We start from the raw sequence: 3,518 nt of genomic DNA on the forward strand, positions 1-3,518 counted from the left end.
ACCTCCACCACCGGCCGGCCGTCGACCGCGCTCGTCCGCGCCTCCACGGCGCGGCCGCGGAGGGGTCGGCCCTCCTCCGGGGCCCGGGTGACCAGCGACCATCCGGTGGCGGGGTCCGATCCGCGAGCTACGCGAACGGTGGGGAGTGGACGCGAGGGGACCTCGGACATCGGGAGAACCTTCCGTGGAACCGAATCGACGCACCCGCCGCGTGGGCCGGGTGCGTCGATTCGCCAGAGCAGGGGACGATCAGGAGATGGCCTGGGTCAACTCCGCGCCGAGCGACTTCGCCTCGTCGGGGGTCAACTCCACGACGAGGCGTCCGCCACCCTCGAGAGGGACGCGCATGACGATCCCGCGGCCCTCCTTGGCCGCTTCCATCGGTCCGTCACCGGTCCTGGGCTTCATAGCCGCCATCGGGTCGATTCCCTTCGTCCTTGGCAGTGGGCCGCGTCCTGTGAGGACGGCCGGGCCCACGTGCGGTATCGCTGAGTGGATGTTGCCGATTCTAGCGCGTCACACCGTGCCCGGACGCGGGAGCGCGTTCTGGGTCCGCCCCGTCGGAGGACTCCCCGACGTTTCCCTCCCCGGCGAGTCGCGCGCGGAGCCTGTCGATCTCCGTCGCCGCCTCCTCGAGCGCCCAGTCGACCTCCGACATCGTGTACCCCCGCGCGGACATCCCGAATCGGACCGATCGCAGATCGTCGCCGGTGAGCGGCCCTTCGGGCAGCATCGTGACCGTGTGTCCCCGCGCCACCGCCGGCAGCGGTTCCGAACGGCCGAAGACCACGATCGACAGGGCGTAGAGCGCCGCCGCCACGATCAGGGTGACCACCACATAGATGACGATGGTGAGCATGCGCGGGAGCCTCTCTCTGGTCCGGGCCGGGCCTCCAGTCTGGCACACGCCTCGCGGCGGTGGACCCGCCCGAGTCAGGCGAGCCCGCGGACCGTTCGCGCAGGTGGGCGGGTTCCCAAGATGGAGGCCACCATCTCCACCGAGCGGCGCGTCGCACGCACGTCGTGGGTGCGGAACACGCGGGCGCCCATCATCGCCGCGACGGAGGTCGCCGCCAGGGTGCCCTCGGCGCGGTCGTCGATTCCCGCGTCCAGGGTCTCGCCGATGAAGTCCTTGTTGCTCAGCGCCATCAGGACGGGATGACCGAGGGCCACGATCTCGTCCATCCGCCGCAGGAGCTCGAGACCGTGGAAGGTGTTCTTGCCGAAGTCGTGGGTGGGGTCGACCAGTATCCCGTCCTCGGGGACCCCGGCGGCGAGGGCCCGTTCGGCGGCAGCGGACAGTTCCGAGACCACGTCGAGGACGACGTCGGGGTATCCCACCCGGAAGGGCCGGGTGCGCGGGACCGCACCCCCGGTGTGGGAGCACACGAACCCCGCCCCCGCCTCGCCGGCGGCGGTCAGCACCTCGGGATCGTGCCCCGCCCAGGTGTCGTTGACCAGATCGGCGCCGGCGGACAGGGCGCTGCGGGCGACCGAGCCGCGCCAGGTGTCCACGGAGATGACCACGCCCGGGTGTCTGTCCCGGACCGCCTCGATGAAGGGCACCACCCGCCGGAGCTCCTCCCGGGCGTCCACCAGCTCGCCGGGACCGGCCTTGACCCCACCGATGTCGAGGATGTCCGCGCCGTCCTCCACGCACCGGTCGACCCGGTTCATCGCCGCCACGTCGGTGAAGCTCGCTCCACGGTCGTAGAAGGAGTCCGGCGTGCGGTTGACGATCGCCATCACCAGAGGTCGGTCCACCGGGACGGGGCGCCCGCAGAGCGTCGGAGGCGGCGTCGCGCCCGGTGGCGTCACCGCCGGCCTCCGCAGGCGTCGAGCGCCGCCTCCAGGTCGTCACACACCACGAGGCTGTCGAACGCCTGCGGCTTGACCAGCCCGGACTCGACGAGCCCGCCGACCCAGTCCAACAGCGGTCGGTAGAAGCCGATCGGGTCGTAGAGCACGACCGGCTTGTGGTGGAACCCGAGCGAGGCGGAGGTCCACACCTCGAACATCTCCTCCATCGTGCCGATCCCCCCGGGCAGGGTGAGGAACGCGTCCGAGCGCTCCTCCATCTCGCGTTTGCGTTCCCTCATCGTGGTGACCACCACCAGGTCGTCCGCAGCGGTGTCGGCCACCTCACGCACCCGGAGCCCCTCGGGGATGACGCCGACGGTCCGGGCTCCGCCGTCCCGCGCCGCCTCGGCGACCGCGCCCATCATGGACACGTTGCCGCCGCCGGAGACCAGAGACCATCCACGATGGGCGATCCCGTTGCCGACCTCGGTGGCGATCTGCAGCAGCCCGGGGTCGTGGGTCGAGGAGGCGCAGTAGACGCAGACCCGACGGCCGGGAACCGGTGCCATCAACGCTCGACCCCCCGGTGTTCCTCGCCGTACAGGTCTTCACGCTGTTCGGCGGTCAGCGCGGCCCGGTGGTGCGCCTCGCGGATGTACTCCACCGTCTCGGCCACGGAGTCGGTGACCAGGAACAGGTCGAGGTCGGACGCCGAGATCATCCCCTGCTCGACCAGGGTTCCCCGGATCCAGTCCACCAGTGGGGTCCAGAAATCCACTCCCAGCAGGACGATCGGGAACCGGGTGATCTTGTCGGTCTGGACCAGGGTGATGGCCTCGAAGAACTCGTCCAGGGTGCCGAAGCCACCCGGGGTACAGACGAACGCCTGCGTGTATTTGACGAACATCGTCTTGCGGACGAAGAAGTAGCGGAAGTGCAGCCCCAGGTCCACCCAGCGGTTGATCCCCTGTTCCATGGGCAGCTCGATCCCCAGGCCCACGGACTCACCGTCCGCCTCCCATGCGCCCTTGTTGGCCGCCTCCATCTGACCCGGTCCGCCGCCCGTGACCACCGCGTAACCCGCCTCCGCGAGCGCCCGCCCCAGCTCCACCGCCTGTTCGTAGGCGGGATCACCCGGGCGGGTCCGCGCGGACCCGAAGACGCTCACCGCGTCGGGCAGCTCCGCGAGCGCGCCGAACCCGTTGACGAACTCGCTCTGGATGCGCAGGACCCGCCACGGGTCGGTGTGCAACCAGTCGGTGTCCTGGTTGGTGTCCAACAGCCGTTGGTCGGTGGTCGTGCGATCGCCGCCCTTGTCCCGTCGCAGGAGGAGCGGGCCGCGCAGGTGTACTGAATCGTTCGGTGCCATCAGAGGTGGTCTCCTACTGGGGTGGGGTCCGGGCTCGTGATGTCCGGGCTCGCGGGGTCCGGGGTCGTATCAGGTCCGGGCCGTGTCGGGCGCGGGTCGTGTCGGGTCGGGGTCAGCCGGAGGTGGTGAGGTAGGCGCGGAGTACCTCGGCCACCTCGGTGATCTGGGTGGCCGGGCAGTGCTCGTCCCGTGTGTGCGCCAGGCCGGGGTCACCCGGACCCAGATTGACAGCCGGGACGCCCAGGGCGGCGAACCGTGACACGTCGGTCCATCCGTACTTGGCCCGTACCCGTCCGCCCGCCGCCCGCACCAGCTCGGCCGCGGCCGGGGCGCCGAGGCCGGGCAGTGC

6 protein-coding genes are annotated in these 3,518 nt (G+C 70.9%); all 6 read right to left on the reverse strand.

Annotated features, from left to right (window positions below; translation table 11 throughout):
* Positions 1-249: 249 nt before the first annotated feature.
* The gene (locus G6021_RS10700; RefSeq protein ID WP_107747298.1) at positions 250-417 is read right to left on the reverse strand and encodes a DUF3117 domain-containing protein; all 168 of its coding nucleotides are present in this window, start codon (positions 415-417) and stop codon (positions 250-252) included.
* A 91-nt stretch (positions 418-508) separates the two neighbouring features.
* On the reverse strand, positions 509-859 hold the full coding sequence (locus G6021_RS10705) for a DivIVA domain-containing protein (protein WP_179525592.1): 351 nt from the start codon (positions 857-859) through the stop codon (positions 509-511).
* A gap of 74 nt (positions 860-933) precedes the next feature.
* A complete protein-coding gene (folP, locus tag G6021_RS10710) occupies positions 934-1,746 on the reverse strand; it encodes a dihydropteroate synthase (RefSeq protein WP_182641264.1) in 813 nt (270 codons plus the stop codon).
* Positions 1,747-1,814: 68 nt separating this feature from the next.
* Positions 1,815-2,369, reverse strand: a complete 555-nt coding sequence (locus G6021_RS10715) for a TIGR00730 family Rossman fold protein (RefSeq protein WP_182641265.1) — start codon at positions 2,367-2,369, stop codon at positions 1,815-1,817.
* On the reverse strand, positions 2,369-3,169 hold the full coding sequence (locus G6021_RS10720; RefSeq protein ID WP_179525595.1) for a TIGR00730 family Rossman fold protein: 801 nt from the start codon (positions 3,167-3,169) through the stop codon (positions 2,369-2,371). Before G6021_RS10720 ends, G6021_RS10715 begins: the two co-directional genes overlap by 1 nt.
* A 112-nt stretch (positions 3,170-3,281) precedes the next feature.
* Positions 3,282-3,518, reverse strand: a 237-nt coding sequence (locus G6021_RS10725) for a M20/M25/M40 family metallo-hydrolase (protein WP_347238954.1), incomplete at its 5' end; no start/stop codon positions are given.

Origin of the sequence: Dietzia sp. CW19, assembly GCF_014145265.1 — a bacterium.
Classification (GTDB): domain Bacteria; phylum Actinomycetota; class Actinomycetes; order Mycobacteriales; family Mycobacteriaceae; genus Dietzia; species Dietzia natronolimnaea.

What these genes read in the sequence shown, in the direction of transcription:
- G6021_RS10700 (WP_107747298.1), bottom strand. Translation starts at nt 417, where the DNA reads ATGGCGGCTATGAAGCCCAGGACCGGTGACGGACCGATGGAAGCGGCC.
- G6021_RS10705 (WP_179525592.1), bottom strand. Translation starts at nt 859, where the DNA reads ATGCTCACCATCGTCATCTATGTGGTGGTCACCCTGATCGTGGCGGCG.
- folP (WP_182641264.1), bottom strand. Translation starts at nt 1,746, where the DNA reads ATGGCGATCGTCAACCGCACGCCGGACTCCTTCTACGACCGTGGAGCG.
- G6021_RS10715 (WP_182641265.1), bottom strand. Translation starts at nt 2,369, where the DNA reads ATGGCACCGGTTCCCGGCCGTCGGGTCTGCGTCTACTGCGCCTCCTCG.
- G6021_RS10720 (WP_179525595.1), bottom strand. Translation starts at nt 3,169, where the DNA reads ATGGCACCGAACGATTCAGTACACCTGCGCGGCCCGCTCCTCCTGCGA.